The sequence below is a fragment of the Polaribacter marinaquae genome, from assembly GCF_038019025.1.
GTDB lineage: Bacteria > Bacteroidota > Bacteroidia > Flavobacteriales > Flavobacteriaceae > Polaribacter > Polaribacter marinaquae.
Genome location: NZ_CP150496.1, coordinates 2,896,104 through 2,916,390, shown reverse-complemented (window position 1 = coordinate 2,916,390; position 20,287 = coordinate 2,896,104). Strand labels below are relative to the sequence as shown.

The following is a 20,287-nucleotide window of genomic DNA, read 5'->3' as shown; positions in this document are numbered from 1 at the left end:
AATGGAAACGACTGTACTTATTTTAAGAATTTTCTTCGGAATTTTATTTTGCTTTGCAGGAATAATGCACATTATAAAACCCAAAATTTTCAAACATTTTATACCTGAATTTCTACCAAAATTATTAATAAATTATGTTTTTGGTGCCTTAGAGTTTTTTCTTGGCTTAGGTTTATTTTTTACTAGTAGTGTAAAAAATGCATCTGTAGGAATTTTTATATTATTGGTAATCTTTTTACCAATTCATATTTGGGATGCCACCAAAATTAGACCTGCTATAGGATCAAAAAAAATTGCATATGTTAGAATTCCGCTACAATTTCTATTAATGTATTGCATCTATTTAATCTATATAAATTATTAAAAAATGAATAAAAATTTAATCTTAATTTTAACCCTAATTTCAATTTTCTCTTGTAAAAAAGAGCAAGTAGATTTAATTGTTTTAAATTCTAACACTTATACTGTAAATAACGATTTTAATAAAGCAGAAGCGTTTGCTATTAAAGACGGTTTGTTTGTTGCCGTTGGTAATAACAACGAAATTAAAGGTAAATATGAATCTAAAAACATAGTTGATGCGCAGAGCCAAACAATTGTTCCTGGTTTAATTGATGCACATTGTCATTTTTTTAGAATGGGTTTACAACAACAAAAAGTTTCTTTAGAAGGCACAAAAAGTTATGACGAAGTTTTAGAGAAAATTGTTGCTTTTCAGAAAGAAAAAAACACAAGTTTTATTACTGGTCGTGGTTGGGATCAAAACGATTGGGATATAAAAGAGTTTCCTACAAAAGAAAAATTAGATGCTTTATTTCCAGAAACACCTGTTGCAGTCGGCAGAGTTGATGGTCATGCATTGTTAGTAAACCAAGCAGCCATCGATTTAGCAGGTATTACAAAAGACACAAAAGTTTCTGGTGGAGAAATTATAATAAAAGATGGTAAAATGACGGGGGTTTTAATTGACGCAGCTATGGATTTTATTAAATTCCCATCAACATCATTAGAAGAAGCAACACAAGGTTTATTAGATGCTCAAAAAATATCTTTTTCATATGGTTTAACTACTGTTGACGACGCTGGTTTAGATAAAAGCACTATCGAGTTAATAGACAGTCTTCAAAAAGAAAATACGCTTAAAATGCGTGTTTATGCAATGGTATCTGGCGACAAGCAAGAGCAAATAGATTATTATATAAATAAAGGAATTATTAAAACAGAAAAATTAAACGTTCGTTCGTTTAAAGTGTATGGTGACGGTGCTTTAGGCTCTAGAGGAGCAGCTATGAGAACATCTTATTCTGATAGAGAAAATCATTTTGGAGCTTTAATTTATTCACCTGAAAGATATCAAGAAATAGCAATACAAATTGCTGCTTCAGATTATCAAATGAACACACATGCAATTGGTGATTCTGCCAATACTTGGATGCTTAAAACCTATAAAGAAGTTTTAAAAGATGCTAAAAATAGACGTTGGAGAATTGAACATGCGCAAATAATTTCTGAAGATGATTTCTCTTATTTTGAAAATATAATTCCGTCTGTGCAACCAACACATGCAACTTCTGATATGTATTGGGCAGAAGATAGAATCGGAGAAAAAAGAATGAAAGGAGCTTACGCTTTTAAAGATTTACTAAATAAATACGGTAAAATTACTTTAGGTACAGATTTTCCGGTAGAACAAGTAAATCCGTTTTTAACTTTTTATGCTGCTACTATAAGAAAAGATTTAGAAAATTATCCTGAAGAAGGTTTTCAAATGGAAAATGCACTAACAAGAGAAGAAACTCTAAAAGGTATGACTATTTGGGCTGCATACTCTAATTTCGAAGAAGAAGAAAAAGGTTCTATTGAAGTAGGTAAATTTGCTGATTTTGTAATTTTAAATCAAGATATTATGCAAATTGAAGGAGAAAAAATTCCTAAAACAAAAGTTTTAGCAACCTATTTAAATGGAGAAAAAGTATATTCTGAATAAATAAAACTAGAGAAATAAAAAAAGGGTTGATGAAGTAATACATTTCATCAACCCTTTTTTTTATATACTATTTAAGATCTTGCAATAGAACCTCTACAGCTTTTTTTAATTGATCATCTTCATTTCTTGCTTTCCAACCAGGTTTGTTTTCTACTAAAACATCTGGCACTGCAGGACCATGTTCCATATTTAAACCAGATTCTTTTACATACCAAGCTCTATACGGCATTCTTATAGCACCATCTTGCAAACGATAACTACCGGTAGATATTACAGCTCCAAATGTTGGTTGCCCTACTAATTTACCTAATTTTAAACTCTTAAATGCGTGTGCAAAAATCTCTGCATTAGAATAGCTACTTTGATTAGACAAAGCAACTAATGGTTTCGTATTTACAGATAAAACTGCTCTCTCATTAAAAGGATAATTTTCTTTGTATTTTAAATTGTTCTTCTGTAGATTATCTGTAGCATCTCGTGGCACGGTATATGCGTGTTGCTGATACGTTAACACTGCTAACAAACGATCTGTGGTCCAACCACCACCATTATTTCTCACATCAATAACAATCCCTTTTTTACCATAACCACTAGCTTTTAATTCTCGTTCAAAACGTTCAAAACTTGGTAAATTCATTCCTTGTATATGAATATATCCTAATTGCCCATTAGAATATTTTTCTACTAACTTTTTACGAGAATTTATCCATTCTTCATAACGCAAACCACTTATGGTTCTTGTAGATTCTGTTCTTACAACAACTTCTTTTTTATCAGCTAAAGTTAAAAGAATTTCGTTACCAGATGTATTTCTTAAAAGACTGTAAAAGTTAGTGTTTATATTAATTTTCTTTCCATTTACAGCAGTAATTACATCGCCAGTATTCAAAGAAACATTCGTTTTTGTAGCGGCTGAATTTGGTAAAATATAATCGATTTTAACACCATTATTAACATTAGAAACTGCCAAACCTAAAAGGCCAACTCTATCGCTAGAAACTTCTTCTGGCGAACTACCTCTATAACCCATGTGGCTTGCATTTAACTGCCCTAACATATTATTGTACATAAAAGTATAATCTTGTTTTGTGGCTGCAGATAAAACCCAAGGTGTGTATCTTTTGACTATTTTATCCCAATTATAACCATGATATTGAGGATCATAAAATCCAGCGGTTATTGCTCTTACACCTTCATAAAAAACTTGTTCATTTAATTTATAATTATCAACTGTATAAGTTGCAATATGTGAAAAAGAAGAAACTTTATCTGTCTTTAAGTTTAAAGATTTTAACTTTCCTCTAGATGAATAGTATAATGTTTCTTTGTTTAAACTATTACCGCCAACATAAGTAACTCCTTTAATTTCTTTAGGTGTTCCTCCTAATAAATCAACTTTATAATAACCATTTTTTCTAGTTGCTGGATTTGTAGCAGAAATATAAATACTTTTACTGTCTGTACTAAAGATTGCTCCGTATTCATTACCTGCCCAACTAGTTAACTGAACCAATCTGTCGTAAATTTTATCTTCGTCTATTTTTACAACAACTTCTTTTTTATCTTTCTTTTTTGCTGTTTTTGGTTGATAATAGTCTCCTTCTTTATAATCAGATTTTGTTTTTTCCCAATCTAATTTTTGCAACCAAACCATCCAAGTATCATAATTGATACCGCCTCTATCTCCTGCTCTATTAGAAACAAATGAAAGTTTTTTACCGTCAGGACTCCAAACTGGATTAGAATCTGACCTTGGATGCATAGAAACATTCATCTTTTTCGAAGGATTTTCGACAGATTGAATATAAATTTCGCTATCAAAATTTAAATCTGATTGAGAATAAGCAATGTATTTACTATCTGGACTCCACGCAACACTATTTGCTGCTGCCCAAGTATCAGAATAACTTTTTGGTTTACTTAATTTGCCATTATTTACATCTGCAATAACCAATTGACCTCTACCAATTCTATATGCCAACTTCTTTCTATTGGGAGATAAAATTGGTTCAAAAACATCAATTTTACTATTTGTAAGTTGTGTTACTTTGGTCTTTAAACTTCTCTGTAAATTCACATTTTCATCCGTAGAAACAACTTTATATAATTCATTTTGACCACTTCTATCTGATAAAAATCCTAAAGTATTATTATCTATCCAAAAAGGATTGTCATCTTTATAAGGATGATTGCTTACATTATTCGTTTTAGTTTTATCCTTATTATTTTCTTTCACAAAGATTTCTCCGTTAATACTCAAAGCGATTAACTTTCCGTTTGGAGAAACACTTAAATCTCTAATTCCGTCTGTAACTGTTTTAGTTTCTTCTATATTAAATCGATTATCAGTAGCTAAATTTAAATTGATTTTTGTTGTTTTTCCATTCAACATTTTAAAAACTTCAATTCCGCTATTATAAATAATTGTACCATTGTTGCTAACAGAAAAAGATAAAACCCCATCAACTTTTAAATTTGTTAGTTGATTTTCAACTCCTAATTTACTTCCATTTTCATTTAAAGTCGTTTTGTAAATATTGTATCTACCACTTTGCGCACTTATGTAATATAAGTTGTTATTTGCGTCCCAAAGTGGTGTATGATCGTTCTTTTTACTAGTTGTAATTTGATGATATTCTTTCGTTTTAATATTATAAATCCAAACATCTCTTTGTGCAGGACCATTATAATCTTCTCTAGAAACTCTACATGTTCCTTTTACAAAAGCTACCAATTTTCCGTTTGGTGAAACAGAAGCCTGACTACCTAAAGCAGTCATAAAACGAGTTGGTGTTTCTCCTTTTTCGTTAATTTTATAGATAGATGATTCTCTTTCTGTACCTTTAAAAATCCTATTACTAGAAAAAATAATCTCACCATTTTCTCGCCATTGGCTTGGTGTGTCTGTCGTTGGATAAAAAGTTAATTGATTTGGTACACCTCCATTTAAATCCGTTTTAAAAATGTTTCGACTTCCTTTTCTATTCGACATAAAAACAATTTCATTGCTTTTAGAATTCCAAATAGGATTACTTTCGTAAGCCTGATTTATGGTTAATCTGTTTTTTTGATTTGTATTTAAGTCTAACACCCAAATATCACCATGATAACCAAATGCCATTTTAGATGCATCAGGACTAATTGTTGGGGTTCTTATTAACGTGTTTTGTGCATTTAAAAGAGTTAAATTACATAGAAATGCAATAATTAGAATCGTTTTTTTAGTCATATTATTTGAATTTAAAACACCTAAGTTAGCCTTTATTGGTAATGATTCTGATAATTTGAAAATTGTTTAAGACTTTTTTAAGTTTTATTTAACGAATCACACACAATTTAAAATATTAATACAGAAATATATACACTTTTGTAAGTTCTAAATGATTGGATAAGTAGTTCCAAATTATACTTGCTTTAGATTTTAAAGTATCTAAATAATTCAACTTATATTTGTTTAAAATTATATCATAAAAATGAAAAAATACTTAGTTCTTTTTGTAACAATATGTTCACTTTTTTCTTGTGTAAGTGACGAAATTAATTTTAAACCGCAAACAGAAGAAGACATTATTAAATATATTGAAGCTAATGATTTAAATGCAAATAGAAGCAATACTGGTTTGTATTACGTTATATCTAAAGAAGGCTCTGGTGCTAGACCAACTAATAGTTCTAATGTTACCGTGGCTTACAAAGGATATTTTTTAGATGGTGAAACTTTTGATGAAAGTAGTTCTGAAGGTATCTCTTTTGGTTTGAATCAAGTAATTCTAGGATGGACAGAAGGAATTACGTATTTTAAAGAAGGCGGAGAAGGAAAATTACTAGTACCCTATAATTTAGGTTACGGTTTAAATGGTAGACCAGGAATACCTGGTGGTGCTGTTTTAATTTTTGATATTAAATTGATAAGTGTAAATTAAAAAAAAAGCGAAACTTAATAGTTTCGCTTTTTTTTTATGATATAATTGGTGATATAAAATCCTTAATTCCAGAGACACCATTAGCACCTAAGTTCTTTATAAATGCAGAACCTATAATAGCACCGTTTGCATAATTACAAGCCGTATTAAATGTTTGTTTATCAGAAATACCAAAACCTACAATCAGCTTACTTTTCAAATTCATATTTTTTATTCTTTCGAAATAAGCTATTTGATTATTAGAAATCTCTCCTTTTGCACCCGTAATAGAAGCAGAAGCAACTACATAAATAAAAGACTTTGTGTAATTATCTATTTTATGAATTCTTTCTTCTGATGTGTGAGGAGTTATTAAAAATACGTTTGTAATTCCGTATTTATCAAATAAATCTTTGTAATGATTTTCGAATTCTACCATAGGTAAATCTGGTAAAATAACCGTATTAATACCACAATCTATTACTTTCTGACAAAATTTATCTTCACCATATTTTAGCATCTGATTCAAATATCCCATTAAAACCAATGGAGTTTTGTTTGAATCTTTAATAGACATTAATTGATCAAAAACAATGTCTAAATTTACACCATTTGCTAAAGCTTTCTGGCTACTATCTTGAATCGTTGGCCCGTCTGCAAGCGGATCTGAATAAGGCAAACCTACCTCAATAAAATCTACACCACTTTTTTCTAATTCTGAAATTACCTGCGTTGTATCATCTAATTTCGGATAACCGCATGTAAAATAAATAGATAATAAATTATCTTTTTCTTCTAAAATACTTTCTAAATTTTTCATGCTAAAATTGGTTCATTTTTACTTTCTAATTTTTGCTTCACTGCCGTCCATAAATTAATTCTTACCTGTAAGGCTCTTTTTGCAACATCTAAAACATCTTGCCATTTTGTTTTATCGTCTCCACATAATTCTTCTATCATTTGCAAAGACAACGGTCCGTGTTCATCACCATCTAACTCTATATGTCTTTCTAAGTAATATGTAAAATTATCAAAAGTAATATTTTCTTTTGAAGAAGTTTCTTCCACTATTTTTAAGAACATATCTGGTATAATATCTTCTCTACCATAAGTAAAAGCAGCAGCAATTTTATGTGTTTCTTTAGAGTTGATAATATCAAAAGTAAAATTTACAAACTCTTTTACAGCATCTGATACAGAAACTAGTTCTAAGCATTTGTTTACAGTTGTACCTTCTTGAATACTTTGTAAGAATGTTTTTATAAGAGATGTATCTGCTCTCAATTCTTTCATAGCATCAACATACATTTCAAAATGACTTTTAAGAACACCATCTTTATTTACATCGCTCTCTTCTGCTAATGTAATTTCATTTATAAAACGAACAAGATTGGTGTTCTTTTTTGGTAACCACGGTAAAGAAACAGAAGTTAAATTAATTTGTAAAGCTTTTAAAAGCGACATAAAATCCCAAACAGCAAAAACATGGCTTTCCATAAAAAACTTAATATCTTCTAAAGAACTAAGTGTTTTATATAAATCGTGCTCTCTTAATTTAATTCTTAAGGGCATTAATTCTGTTTCTATAAACTTTAAATTAGAATTCATTATTCTTTTAAATGTTTTATATAAGTTTCTAAATCTTTATCTCCTCTTCCAGATAAATTAATTACTACAACTTGATTTTCTTTAAACTCAATTTTTGGTAAAACTGCCAAAGCATGTGCCGTTTCTAAAGCAGGAATAATTCCTTCAATTTTTGTCAATTCATATGCTGCTTCTAACGCTTCTGCATCTGTAGCATTCATAAATTTAGCTCTTTTACTTTCATATAAAAAAGCATGTAATGGCCCAACTCCCGGATAATCTAAACCTGCCGAAATCGAATATGGCTCTACAATTTGCCCATAATCATCTTGCATTAAAATAGTTTTACTTCCGTGAATAATACCTACTTCACCAAGTTGAGAAGTAGCAGCACTTTCACCAGAATTAATACCTAAACCAGCAGCTTCTACAGCAATTAATTCTACTTCGTTTTCATCCATATAATGGTAAAATGCTCCGGCAGCATTAGAACCACCACCAACACAAGCAATAATTGTATCAGGATTTTCTTTACCTGTTTTTTCTTTTAATTGCCATTTCATTTCTTCTGAAATTACAGCTTGTAAACGTGCAACCATGTCTGGATGTGGATGCGGACCAACCACAGATCCAATTAAATAAAATGTTTCTGGATTCTGAATCCAATATCTTATTGCTTCATTGGTTGCATCTTTTAGCGTTTTACTTCCGCTAGTTGCTGCCACAACTTTGGCACCTAACATTTTCATTCTAGCAACATTTGGCGCTTGCCTTTCGATATCTTTTTCGCCCATAAAAACTGTACAATCTAACCCCATTAAAGCACAGACAGTTGCTGTTGCAACACCATGTTGTCCGGCACCAGTTTCTGCAATAATTTTAGTTTTACCTAATTTTTGTGCAATTAAAATTTGACCAATTGTATTATTTACTTTATGAGCACCCGTATGGTTTAAATCTTCTCTTTTTAAATAAATATGAGCTGCATATTTTTCTGATAAACGTTTAGCATAATACAAAGGCGTCGGTCTACCAACATAATCTTTAAGTAAAGATTTATATTCGTCTTGAAACTCTTTAGATTCGATAATTTGAATATAATTATCTTCTAATTCCTTTACATTAGGATACAACAATTCTGGTATAAATGCACCTCCAAACTGTCCGAAATATCCGTTTTTATCTGGTTGAAATTTTGATTTCATATTATATTTTGTTCTTGAAGCTTTTAACTTCATTAATATTTTTTAATCCTGGTTCTATTTCAAATTTACTATTTACATCTAAGCCATAAATAGGTAAATTAGACTTTGCTATTATTTGTACTTGTTCTAAATCATTTAAACCAATACCACCGCTTAAAAAGAAAGGCTTATCAAAAGGATATTTTTCTAAAACAGACCAATCAAATTTTGTACCATTACCACCTCTTTCTTTTCCTTTTGTATCAAATAAAAAGAAATCTACAACGTCTAAATATGGTTTTAAAACATCAAAATCAAAAGTGTCTTTAATTCCGAAAACTTTTATAATTTCAACTTCATTTTTTGAAATATAATGCTGATTTTTTTTCTTTTTAATCTGCTTATTTTCATCAATAAACAACAGCCTTCTTTCTGCTAATTGTTTTTTTAATTCGGTAATATAATCTACGGATTCATCACCATGTAATTGAACTGCATCTAATCGATATTCTTCTACCAAAGAAATTACAATCTCGATATATTCATTTACAAAAACACCTGTTTTTTTTATAGAATTAGAAAATTCGGGAATAATACCTTCAAAATTTCTTTTTGATTTTTCATAGAAAATAAAACCCATGTAATCTGGATTTACATCAGCCAATTGCTGAATATTTTCTGTAAACTTCATTCCACAAACTTTCAGTTTCATACCTATCTAATTTGACTGATAAATTCTTGACAAGCTTCTCCTGGATTTTCTGTTTTCATGAAATTTTCTCCAATCAAAAAACCTTGAAAACCAAATTCTTTTAATCCTGTAATAATTTTTGGATCAGAAATTCCGCTTTCAGAAACTTTTAAACAAGTATCTGGTATTTGGCTAGAAAGTTTAATTGAGTGATCTAAATCTACTTCAAACGTCTTTAAATTTCTGTTATTAATACCTATAATTTTATTGTCTAAATCGTTAATTTTATCTAAATCTTCTTGTGTATGTACTTCATATAAAACTTCCAATCCTAAATCTGTTGCTAAATTTCCGTAGTTTTTTAGTTCTGTTGCAGTTAAACAAGAAGCTATTAAAAGAATTACATCTGCACCAATTGCTTTCGCCTCGACAATTTGAAAACCATCAACAATAAAATCTTTTCTAAGAATAGGTTTTTGCTGATTGATTACTCTTGCCTCCATTAAATCTGCCATCGTACCACCAAAAAAAGAAGTGTCTGTTAAGATAGATTGTGCTGCTACATTTGCATCTAAATACCCATTGGTAACCTCTGCAATTGTGGCTTTATCGTTTATAATTCCTTTTGACGGAGATTGACGTTTGTACTCTGCAATAATACCTGTAGAACCAACTTCTAATAACGATTTTTTTAATGAAAAAACAGTTCTACCAAAATTAGGACTTTCTACTAATTTCTTTACTGGAATTTCTGCTTTTATCTTAGCAATTTCCTTCTTTTTAAATGCGATTATTTTATCTAAAATTGTCATATTTATAATTATGAATTCTAAATTAAGAATTATGAATTTGTGTTTCTAATTGTTTTTTGAATACTTCCGATTATTTTTAAAATTTCTTCAATATCCTTTAATAATGATTCTGATTCTTGTTGTGTTAAAAAATCTGTATCTTTTAATAAACGAATCCAATAATGAGACTCTCTTGCTTCTTTATAAGCTATTGATAGTTTAGCAAAAAAGTCTTTTCTGCTTTGGCCTCCAATTGCTTCTTCTATATTTGCGCCAATTGATGTTCCTGATCGTAACAACTGTTTACTCAACACAAACTCTTTTTTTTCTTGAGATAAATGTTTGTATAGTTTAACAATTCTAATTGCGAAATTATAGCTTTTGATTTGAATTATATTGTCCTTTTTCATCAGTCGTAATTTCTAACTCGTAATTAATAATTACTTATTCAAATTATTTCTATATCTAAGAAAAAAATAAACAATTAATCCAACAATTAACCCAACAGCTGCTTGCTTAAATAATTCTTTTGTCTGAATACCTATTGCCAAACCAATAAATAGAAAACCAGGTATAATTAGAAATAAGTTCTTTTTCTTTTTTGCCATTATTTTTATTAAAAATATAAATGCTAAATACTAATTAATTTTTCTAATGTTTGTTTTGCTTTTAAACCAAATAATGATTGTTTGGCTTCTTCAAAAGCTGTTTCAAATGATTTAGTTTCATCAACAATTGTTAAAGCAAATGCTGCGTTTGTTAAAACTACGTTGTTTTGAGATTCAGTTCCGTTTCCCTCTAAAATAGTTTTAAATATTTTTGCTGCATCTGCAACAGAATTCCCTCCAAATATTTCTGACTGTTGTATTCTTTTCTGACCTAAATCTTCTGGATTAATTAATTGCTCTCCGTTTTTAGTAAACAATTTAAATCCGCTAGTTAATGATATTTCATCATAACCATCTAGTGCATGAATAATACCGTAATTGATATTTTCTTCTTGTAAAATATAATTATACAAACGTGCAACTTCTAAATTAAATGTACCCAACATGTGGTTTTTTGGTGAACTCGGATTTACCAAAGGCCCTAACATATTAAAAAACGTTTTTAATTTTAACGCCTTTCTTGTTGGTCCAACAGCTTTCATTGCTGGATGAAATTTAGGTGCATGTAAAAAACATATATTTGCTTTTTCTAAATGTTCTTTTAAAACATTTTCATCATTTGTAAAATTATAACCAAAACTTTCTAACATATCTGAAGAACCAGATTGAGAAGAAACCGAATAATTACCATGTTTTGCTACTTTTTGTCCTGTACCTGCAACTATAAATGATGTTAAAGTTGATATATTAAATGTATCTTTTCCATCTCCGCCTGTACCAACAATATCAATCGTATTAAAGTCAGAAAAATCTACTTTAATAGACAATTCTTTTAATGCATCTCTAAAACCCGATAATTCGTTTACGGTAATTGGTCGCATCATAAAAACCGTCATGAATGAAGCCAAATGGGCATCATTATATTTTTCTGATGCAATATCTATCAGAATTTGTTTGGCTTCAGATTTAGACAATCTCTCGTGATTGTATAATTTGTTTAAAATTGCTTTCATTACGAATTTGCATTGATAAAATTAGTAACCAACTGCTCGCCAACATCTGTTAAAATAGATTCTGGATGAAATTGTACAGCAGAAATAGGATATACAGCATGTTCAATTGCTTGTATTAAGCCATCTTCATCTCTAGCAGTTACTTTTAATTCTTCTGGAAAACCTTCATCTGTTGCTGCCCAAGAATGATAACGTGCTGCTAAAAATGTTTCTGAGACATCTTTAAAAATAGTCGCATTTTTATCTGTTACATTCATTTCTGTTGCTACGCCATGAAAAACATCATTAAGGTTGATAATTTTACCGCCAAAAACCTCGGTTATTGCTTGTAAACCTAAACAAACTCCAAAAATTGGTTTTACACCAGCATATGTTTTAATTACTTCTTTTAAAATACCAGCTTCATCAGGAATTCCTGGTCCTGGAGATAGCATAATCATATCATAATTTGCAACATCTGCAATACTTATTTCATCGTTTCTAAAAACTGCAGGAAAATTTCCTGTAATTTTTTCTACCATGTGAACCAAGTTATAGGTAAACGAATCGTAATTGTCTAATATTAATATTTTCATAATTAAAGCTTTTAGCTCTTGGCTCTTGGCTTTCAGCAAATAGCTAAAAGCAAAAAGCGAACAGCCAATTATATATTTTCTGCTAAAAACAACGCTTTCTTTAACGCTGCTAATTTATTATTAACTTCTTGTAACTCTTTTTCTTCATCTGAATGAATTACGATTCCTGCACCTGCTTGGTAATACAACACATTGTTTTTACTTACAAAACTACGAATTGCAATTGCCAAATTTACAGAACCGTCTAAACCTATAATACCAACTGCACCACCATAAAATCCACGAGATTGATTCTCATAAGTGTCTATTAACTGCATTGCTTTGTATTTTGGTGCGCCACTTAAAGTTCCTGCCGGAAAAGTATCGCCCACAATTTCTATAGGGTTTCCTTTTAATTGTCCAGAAACTGTAGAAACTAAATGAATAACGTGACTAAAATACTGTACTTCTTTAAAAACCTCTACTTCAACTTTATCTGCATGCTTACTTAAATCGTTACGTGCCAAATCTACCAACATAACGTGCTCTGCAGTTTCTTTTTTATCTGCAGATAATTTTTTACCTAATTGAATATCTTTTGCCATGTCGCCAGTTCTTCTAAACGTACCGGCTATTGGATTAATGGTTGCTTTACCCGCAGAAATTTTAATTTGCGCTTCTGGTGAAGATCCCATCAATTTAAAAGAACCATAATCAAAATAAAATAAATATGGCGACGGATTGATAGAACGTAAAGCTCTATACACATTAAACTCGTCTCCTTTAAATTTTTGTTGAAATTGACGTGATAAAACTAATTGAAAAACGTCTCCTCTTTTACAATGAGATTTTGCTTTTTTAACATACTCTATAAATTCTTCGCCTTTTACATTCGAAGTTTCGTCTCCAACAATTTCGAAACTTTGTGTATTAAAAGTTTGTGCATCTATAATTGTTTGAATTTCTTTTATTCTAGACTCAGAACCTTCTTCAATATTTTCAATCAATGTCATTTCATCATTAAAATGATTGATTGCAATAATAAATCTGTAAAAACTATATTGCATTAATGGTATTGCAGATGGCGCTTCTTTAACACTTAAATCTATGTTTTCGAAATATTGTACAGAGTCGTAAGTTGTATAACCATATAAACCATTAAATGATTTTAATTCTGCCGGACAATCTAAATCGATTGCTTTGCTATAATTCTCAAAAATCGCATTAAAATCTCTACCAATTTCTTGGTTAGCCAATTCTTCTCCTTTATGAGAAAATTTTAAATGATGATTCTCTGCTTTAATCGTTACAACAGGTTCTATAGCTATAAAAGAAAAACTTTCTTCTTTACTATGATAATCTGAACTTTCTAATAAAAGTGTATTTGCGTATGTATCTCTAAAACGTAAATACAAACCTACAGGTGTTATTGTATCTGCAATTTTTGTCTTAAAAGTAGTCTTAAATTGTATTTTCTTCATATTGATAATATGTAATTGTCTCGTAAAATTTACGGTAACAATTTGTTTGTTTAAAGAGAAATAAATGTTTCATTAACTTCTCGAAATGATGCTTAATAAAAAGCGAAAAGGCTTATCGTGAGATAAGCCTTTTTTTTATGTTATATACATATAGGTTTCTTCTCACTTATTAGATAAGAGAGTTCCACCACCATGTATTGTTTGTGTTATTTTTCATACTTGCAACAAAAATAAGATAGAATTTTAAAATAAGCAACCTTTATTATGTTTTTGTTTTTCTTACGAAACCTAAAGCTTATTACTCTATATTTTTTTTAAGAATGTTTTACTTTTTTGGTTTAAGATTTCTAGTAATTCTATTTCATTTCCATAATTTAATAGTTTAAAATCAAATGTATCATCTTCTACAAACCTTACAAACTCTTCTACCCTATGTTCTGGAATGTTAAAATTATTTATTAAAAAATTAGAGGCTAAATAATATTTTATAGCTTTTACAGGAACCTCTGGTATACCAGCTTCTTTTTTATTTTTTACTTCTGATCTAAATAAAGGGATTAATAATTGATCTACAACGTTTACAATATTCAATCCATCTACAAGTGTTTGTTTAGGATAATGCATTTTATCTACCTCAACATTCTTTATTGTAGTTAATTCTGCATTTCTTTTCGCGCCAAAATAAATAACATCTTTTTTCTCTATAAACCTATTCGTAATCTCTACATCCGTTTGAAAGTTACCGGTTAATTTTCTAGTAGAAACTACAATCTCATCCAATTTATTAATTTCTTCTAACAAAAAAATAGTAACTTTTCTTGATGTTAAAATATCTGAATTAATAGTAAAATCGAAATCTTGATATTCTAGAGCTCTAACTTTTATGCTATCGTTTTCTCCAACTAATAAATCAAATTCACCTATTTCATTTGAAACTGCACCTTTCTTAGTTGAAGAATTAAAAATCGTTATTCCTTCTAAATCATTTCCTTCAACAATAATCTTTCCTTTAATATTCTTACGAATGATTTCTTGAGAAAATGAATGTATGCTTAAAAACAAAAAAATTAATGCTACTATTTTTTTCATAGACAACTGTTTTTACGGGCTTTATTTAAAACTGTTAATTATGTTTAAATATACGCAAAAAAAGCTAAACAAAATGAAGTTATTTTACTATTTTTTTTAATGTTTTTGCAACTATTAATAAATGAATACAATAACGATTCTAGAAAAACCAAAATCTTATTATCTCATAATTTTCACATTCATTTCTTCTACCTTTTTATCTGATAAAATTGATGGCGCATTAAACAATAAATCTTCTGATGTACCAGTTTTAGGAAAAGCCATCACTTCCCTAATAGAAGCTTTTTTCTCTAAAATCATCATTAATCGATCAACACCCCATGCAATTCCACCGTGTGGTGGTGCACCATATTGAAAAGCTTTATACATTGTTCCAACGCTTTTCATCATTTCTTCTTTATTGTAACCCATATTTTTATAAGTTGCTTCTAAAATTTCAGATTTGTGTGCACGTACAGAACCTCCGCCAATTTCATAACCATTTAAAATTAAATCGTATTGTTGGGCAATAATTGTTCCTATTTCTTCACCTTCTCCGTTCATATGCTTTTCTAAATCATAAATTGCTGGCATCGAAAAAGGATTGTGTGTAAATGTCCATCTTCCTTCATCTGTTTTTTCAAACATCGGAAAATCTACAACCCAAGCTGGTCTTAATTCCTTCGGATTAATCAATCTTAATATTTTTGCCATTTCTTGACGAACAGCGTCTAAGGCTTTATTTGCTGTGGCATAATCTGCTGCAGAGAAAAATACAATATCACCAACTTTAGCCTTTGTAGTGTTTATTATCTTTGCAGCTATTTCTTCTCCTAAAAACTTAATTATTGGAGATTGTAAATCGTTTTCATTAACAATAATATACGCTAAACCACCTAAACCATTTTGTTGTGCAATGGCAGTTAAGTTTTCAATTTGCCCTTTAGACATACGTTTATTACCTTGCTCTTTTGCAGAAACTTTAATGCATTTTACAATTCCGCCTTCTTCTATTGGCTTACTAAAAACCTGAAAAGTTGTGTCTTTTACAATTTCGGTAATATCTTGCATTTGCAAACCGTAACGCAAATCGGGTCTATCACAACCATATTTATCCATCGCATCTTTGTAAGTTATTACTTCAAAAGGATGTAAAATCCATTTTTTACCATAAATTTTTCTCACAACTTCATTAAACATCTTAGTATTTAAATCGATAATTTGCTGCATACTTGCGTATGCCATTTCTATATCTAATTGCGTAAATTCTGGTTGTCTATCTCCACGAGAATCTTCATCTCTAAAACAACGTGCTATTTGAAAATATTTCTCAAAACCACCAACCATTAACATTTGTTTAAATTGTTGTGGTGCTTGTGGCAATGTATAAAATGAACCCGCCTGTTTTCTAGTAGGTACAATAAATTCTCTAGCTCCTTCATCTGTACCCGCAGTTAAAATTGGCGTTTCAATTTCTAAGAATTCTTCTTCATCTAAAATATCTCTAAGTAACTTAATTACTTTATGTCTATTTACTATTGCTTTACGAACTTCATCATTTCTATGATCTAAAAACTTGTATTCAAAACGAACTTTTTCATTACTCTTTGCTGCTCTTTTAATTTCAAAAGGTAATGTTTTTGATAAGTTTAAAATCTCTAAAGTTGCAGTTTCTAACTCTAACTTACCGGTTCTTAAACCAGCATTATAATCATCTTCATTTCTTTTTACAACTACACCTCCAACAGAAATTACCGTTTCTGGTTTTAATTTTACCAATTCATCTAAATTAGGAAAAGTCTCTCTACTTAAACGAACTTGAAAAATTTGATAACTAGAATCACGTAAATCAATAAACATTAACTCACCGTGATCTCTAACACTTGCTACCCAACCAGATAAAACTACATTTTCTGAAATAGTTGCTTCTGATAAATCTGATATTTTATGTGTTCTGTATTCTTCTTTAATTATAATAGGAGTTTTCTGCAACTCTTCCTCGCTTTTAGCAGTTGGCTGTTGACTTTTAGCCTTTAGCTTTTCGCTAACTGCTAAAGGCGAATTGCTAAGGGCTGAATTTTCGCTAACAGCGTTAAGAATCTCTTCACGAATTACTTTTCCTGAAGCTCCTTTACCAATAATTGCAATTACTTTACCAACTAAAATTCCAGCTTTTCCTTTGTTTCCGTTTTTAATATCATTTGCAATTGCTTCGTTTTCTGATATTACTGTTAAAACAGCAGCTTTAATTTTATCTTCTGAAATTGTATTGTTTTCAAAATAGGTTTTATAATCAAAACTTGCATCTTTTAAATAAGATGAAATTCCATTTTGCACTAAAACAGAAGTGATTTTATCTTCTTTAAAAAGTTTAAAAATTTCTATTAAATCATTTACATCATGAATGTTTTCGTATTCATCTGCAGCAATATTATTTACTAAGGTTTTAGCAACAAAAGAAGGATCTTTAATAGCATTATTAAGAGATACAAATGTTTTAGAACGCAAAGAATCTGCCGTAAAAAACTTAGCATCCTGCGGTAAAACTCCGCCTTTGATCAAAATAGATTCTACAGCAAAAGGTAAAGAACTAATATCTACATTTATACTTTCTATTACTTGTTTAATACTTACAAAAGGTAAATCTGGTTCTGATATAAAACGATAATCTGCTTCAAATTCCTTTTTACGCATTGTTTTGGTTTGCTTTAAATCTGCATCCCATAAAACCGTGGTTTGATCTGGTCTAAACGTTTTATTCTCTGTAAAATAATTAAGTTGTTTTTCAATTTCTTCTTTTAAAGCCTCTACCATAAACTTAAAAGAATTTAAGTTTTTAATTTCGGTTCTAGGATTTAAAATAGTCGTTCCTTTTTTTCTTAACGAAACAGAAACATCAGATTTAAACTCTCCTTTTTCTAAGTTGGCTTCAGAAACACCTATATTCTGCACAATTCTTTGAATATATTGCGCGTAGGTAGAGGCATCTTCTATATTTCTAATACAAGGTTCTGTAACAATTTCTATTAACGGCACACCAGCTTTGTTAAAATCTACCAAAGAAACTTTCTTTTCGTGCATTAATTTTGCAGCATCTTCTTCGATATGCACTTGTGTTAAATCTACTGTAAATTCTGAACCATCGTTTCTAAAACAAGAAACTTGTCCATTTGGTATAACAGGATTATGAAATTGAGTTATTTGTATATTTTTAGGATTGTCTGGATATTCATAATGTTTTCTATCCCAAGAAATAACTTCATTAGAAAATGTAGAGTTTACAGCTTTACCAAAATAAATCGCTTTTGTAATAGCCTCTTTATTAATTGCTGGTAAAACACCCATTTGACCTGTACAAACAGAGCAAATATTGGTATTTGGTATTTCTGTTTCTTCATTAGGACAAGAACAAAATAATTTTGTCTTTGTGTTTAAACGAACGTGTGTTTCTAAACCAATTATCAATTCTAAATCGTGTGCTTTTAAAGCATCATTTAATTGCGCTAGTTCCATTATAAAATATCGTTTAAGAAGTTCGCAAAATGTAATACTTCTGCATCATTTTTTTTATCTGCTGTAATTTGTAAACCTGTATTTGTGCCTTTTGGTATTGTTAGTGTTGGCAATTCTCCTAAACTAAAACCAACCGTATAAGCATCAGACAAATACATTGCCAAAGGATTGTTTAAACTATCGCCAATTTTAGGCGGATCTTGAGGTGTTACTGGCGATAAAATAATATCTACAGCTTCGAAATCTTTGCTAAATCTTGCTGAAATTTGATCTCTTAAATTTTGTGCTTTTAAGTAAATTTCATCAGAAAAACCTTGTGATAAAACTTGATTACCACCAACAATTCTTCTTTTTGTTTCTTCAGAAAATTTTTCTGAACGGGTAATCGAATACGTATCTTTTAAATTTTCTCCTTCTACTCTATCTCCATAATTTGTACCATCTAATCTAGATAAATTAGATGCGGTTTCTGCCATTGCAAGCGTATAATATGTAGAAACTAAAATATCTGCATCAAAAAAATCTAATTCTTTAACTTCAATTCCTTTCGATTTTATTTTATCTAAAGTAGCTAAGAAATCATCTTTTATTTCTTTAGAGATTGCATCTGTTTCAATAAAACTCTTAAAATAACCAACAGATTTTACATCATTTTTGGTTTCATCAGAAATTAATTCTGATGTATAAGTAGTTTGATCTTTTACATCTTTACCACTAATTTCATTAAGAATAATTTTGATATCTTCTATTGATTTTGCAATCGGGCCAACACAATCTGTAGAGGACGCATAAGCCATTAAACCGTATCGAGAAATTCTGCCATACGTAGGTTTTAAACCATATACTTTATTGTAACCGGCAGGTTGTCTAATAGAACCACCTGTATCGCCTCCAATAGAAAAAACTGTATAATCTTTTGCAACATTTACTGCAGAACCTCCGCTAGAACCTCCACCAACTAAATCAGGATTTACAGCGTTTTTTACTGCTCCGAAAATCGTATTTTCTGATGACGATCCATGCCCAAAAGAATCACAATTTTCTTTAACTAAAGGTATTGCACCTGCGTCTAACAATTTCTGAATTGCAGTTGCTGTGTAAGACGATTTGTATTTTTTAAGCAAATTAGAACTCGCCGTTGTATAGGTTCCTTGCAACATATAAACATCTTTTATACCAAACGGAATTCCTTCTAAAAGACCTATCTTTTCTCCTTTTGCAATCTTATCATCTACATTTTTTGCTAAACCTAAAGCAATATCATCTAATAGCGCATTTACAGTATTATGAGAATTCTGCTTTAACAAATCTAACTTTGCTTGTACAAAAGCTGTACAAGTAATTTCTTTAGACACCAATTGCTGATGTATTTTTTTTATTTGCGAACTCATATTAATCTTCTATCACTTTAGCAACTACTAAAAAACCATCTTTTTCTTTCGGAAAGTTTTCTTTAATTATTTCTTTTTCTGTTAATGAACTCTCTATAACAACGTCTTCTCTTAAATCATCTAAAGACACAACATTATTATAATTGACATTGGTAGTATTATTATTGGCATTTTTAATTACGTCGAATAATTTATTAACCGATTCTGATGGTTTTGCTCCTTTAATACTAGACAAAATGTCTACCGTCATTATTTTACTCATCTCTTTAAATTTAGATTCAAAAAAAAACCTTCCAAAAATTTGGAAGGCTTTATATATTTTTTTTTGACAACAACCTTCCTTTCCTATATATTAGGATTATTGAAATTACGATTATTGTTATTAATTGTCATATTATCTATTGATATTGACAAATATACGTAGAATTTATGTTACAAAACCTTCTTTTTTATCATTTTATCTAGCCTTTACATAATCTACAATATATTGATGTTTAATTACCGATATGACAAAAAA

Annotated in this window: 18 protein-coding genes; 3 read left to right on the top strand and 15 right to left on the bottom strand. The window is 29.8% G+C overall.

All coding sequences use genetic code 11. The features are described 5' to 3' along the window. Position 1: 1 nt before the first annotated feature. Together WG950_RS12905 and WG950_RS12900 are read left to right on the top strand one after the other, a co-directional pair. A complete protein-coding gene (locus WG950_RS12905) occupies positions 2-364 on the top strand; it encodes a DoxX family protein (RefSeq protein WP_340932903.1) in 363 nt (120 codons plus the stop codon). 3 nt (positions 365-367) lie between these two features. Beyond that, positions 368-1,987: an amidohydrolase gene (locus WG950_RS12900; RefSeq protein WP_340932901.1), complete on the top strand. Its 1,620-nt coding sequence runs from the start codon at positions 368-370 to the stop codon at positions 1,985-1,987. A gap of 67 nt (positions 1,988-2,054) precedes the next feature. Here WG950_RS12900 and WG950_RS12895 read toward each other — a convergent pair whose 3' ends face one another. Continuing rightward, positions 2,055-5,216: a S41 family peptidase gene (locus WG950_RS12895; RefSeq protein WP_340932900.1), complete on the bottom strand. Its 3,162-nt coding sequence runs from the start codon at positions 5,214-5,216 to the stop codon at positions 2,055-2,057. Between the two features lie 244 nt (positions 5,217-5,460). Here WG950_RS12895 and WG950_RS12890 point away from each other — a divergent pair, with 244 nt between their 5' ends. Beyond that, positions 5,461-5,910 (top strand): FKBP-type peptidyl-prolyl cis-trans isomerase, encoded by a 450-nt coding sequence (locus tag WG950_RS12890; protein ID WP_340932899.1) that lies wholly within the window; start codon positions 5,461-5,463, stop codon positions 5,908-5,910. A 34-nt stretch (positions 5,911-5,944) separates the two neighbouring features. On the opposite strand, the gene trpA is transcribed toward WG950_RS12890, so the two are convergent. The 14 genes from trpA to WG950_RS12820 form a co-directional block, all read right to left on the bottom strand. Then, positions 5,945-6,709: a tryptophan synthase subunit alpha gene (gene trpA / locus WG950_RS12885; RefSeq protein ID WP_079737081.1), complete on the bottom strand. Its 765-nt coding sequence runs from the start codon at positions 6,707-6,709 to the stop codon at positions 5,945-5,947. Then, positions 6,706-7,497: a DUF3050 domain-containing protein gene (locus WG950_RS12880; protein WP_340932897.1), complete on the bottom strand. Its 792-nt coding sequence runs from the start codon at positions 7,495-7,497 to the stop codon at positions 6,706-6,708. Before WG950_RS12880 ends, trpA begins: the two co-directional genes overlap by 4 nt. Then, the gene (gene trpB / locus WG950_RS12875; protein WP_340932896.1) at positions 7,497-8,681 is read right to left on the bottom strand and encodes a tryptophan synthase subunit beta; all 1,185 of its coding nucleotides are present in this window, start codon (positions 8,679-8,681) and stop codon (positions 7,497-7,499) included. The genes WG950_RS12880 and trpB overlap by 1 nt, the downstream gene beginning before the upstream one ends. A 1-nt stretch (position 8,682) precedes the next feature. Then, positions 8,683-9,372, bottom strand: coding sequence for a phosphoribosylanthranilate isomerase (locus WG950_RS12870; RefSeq protein WP_079737083.1), 690 nt, complete (start codon positions 9,370-9,372; stop codon positions 8,683-8,685). A gap of 2 nt (positions 9,373-9,374) precedes the next feature. Beyond that, positions 9,375-10,163 carry an indole-3-glycerol phosphate synthase TrpC gene (gene trpC / locus WG950_RS12865; RefSeq protein WP_077809883.1) on the bottom strand — a complete coding sequence of 263 codons (789 nt, stop codon included), beginning with the start codon at positions 10,161-10,163 and terminating at the stop codon, positions 9,375-9,377. Between the two features lie 29 nt (positions 10,164-10,192). Next, positions 10,193-10,552: a four helix bundle protein gene (locus tag WG950_RS12860; protein ID WP_340932892.1), complete on the bottom strand. Its 360-nt coding sequence runs from the start codon at positions 10,550-10,552 to the stop codon at positions 10,193-10,195. Between the two features lie 30 nt (positions 10,553-10,582). Then, a complete protein-coding gene (locus WG950_RS12855; RefSeq protein WP_340932891.1) occupies positions 10,583-10,750 on the bottom strand; it encodes a hypothetical protein in 168 nt (55 codons plus the stop codon). A 23-nt stretch (positions 10,751-10,773) separates the two neighbouring features. Beyond that, the gene (gene trpD / locus WG950_RS12850) at positions 10,774-11,763 is read right to left on the bottom strand and encodes an anthranilate phosphoribosyltransferase (RefSeq protein WP_079737084.1); all 990 of its coding nucleotides are present in this window, start codon (positions 11,761-11,763) and stop codon (positions 10,774-10,776) included. Continuing rightward, on the bottom strand, positions 11,763-12,338 hold the full coding sequence (locus tag WG950_RS12845; RefSeq protein WP_340932889.1) for an anthranilate synthase component II: 576 nt from the start codon (positions 12,336-12,338) through the stop codon (positions 11,763-11,765). The genes trpD and WG950_RS12845 overlap by 1 nt, the downstream gene beginning before the upstream one ends. Before the next feature lie 68 nt (positions 12,339-12,406). After that, positions 12,407-13,798 (bottom strand): anthranilate synthase component I family protein, encoded by a 1,392-nt coding sequence (locus WG950_RS12840; RefSeq protein WP_340932888.1) that lies wholly within the window; start codon positions 13,796-13,798, stop codon positions 12,407-12,409. Positions 13,799-14,101: 303 nt separating this feature from the next. Continuing rightward, the gene (locus tag WG950_RS12835; protein ID WP_340932887.1) at positions 14,102-14,887 is read right to left on the bottom strand and encodes a carboxypeptidase-like regulatory domain-containing protein; all 786 of its coding nucleotides are present in this window, start codon (positions 14,885-14,887) and stop codon (positions 14,102-14,104) included. Positions 14,888-15,046: 159 nt separating this feature from the next. Then, positions 15,047-18,379, bottom strand: coding sequence for a bifunctional amidotransferase subunit GatB/aspartate--tRNA ligase AspS (gene gatB/aspS, locus WG950_RS12830; RefSeq protein WP_340932886.1), 3,333 nt, complete (start codon positions 18,377-18,379; stop codon positions 15,047-15,049). Then, positions 18,379-19,770: an amidase family protein gene (locus tag WG950_RS12825; protein ID WP_340932885.1), complete on the bottom strand. Its 1,392-nt coding sequence runs from the start codon at positions 19,768-19,770 to the stop codon at positions 18,379-18,381. Before WG950_RS12825 ends, gatB/aspS begins: the two co-directional genes overlap by 1 nt. A gap of 1 nt (position 19,771) precedes the next feature. Continuing rightward, positions 19,772-20,032 carry a hypothetical protein gene (locus WG950_RS12820; RefSeq protein ID WP_340932883.1) on the bottom strand — a complete coding sequence of 87 codons (261 nt, stop codon included), beginning with the start codon at positions 20,030-20,032 and terminating at the stop codon, positions 19,772-19,774. Between the last annotated feature and the right edge of the window lie 255 nt (positions 20,033-20,287).